Below are 209 nucleotides of genomic sequence, written 5' to 3'. Positions count from 1 at the left end.
TTCACCCTGGACATGGGTAGATCACACGGTTTCGGGTCTACGACCGCATACTATGTCGCCCTATTCAGACTCGCTTTCGCTGCGGCTCCGTGTCTTCCACTTAACCTTGCATACGATCGTAACTCGCCGGTCCATTCTACAAAAGGTACGCCGTCACCCATTAACGGGCTTCGACTACTTGTAGGCACACGGTTTCAGGTTCTCTTTCA

The 209-nt window shown here is 52.2% G+C and carries 1 rRNA gene; it reads right to left on the bottom strand.

Features of this window, described 5'->3' with window-relative positions:
- Positions 1-209: ribosomal RNA gene (locus RVS70_RS23330) — 23S ribosomal RNA — on the bottom strand; the annotation flags it as partial.

Source organism: Virgibacillus sp. M23, from assembly GCF_034190895.1.
Classification (GTDB): Bacteria; Bacillota; Bacilli; order Bacillales; family Amphibacillaceae; genus Virgibacillus; species Virgibacillus salarius.
Note: the sequence above shows the minus strand (reverse complement) of the source record. Positions and strands in the feature narration are given on the sequence as shown.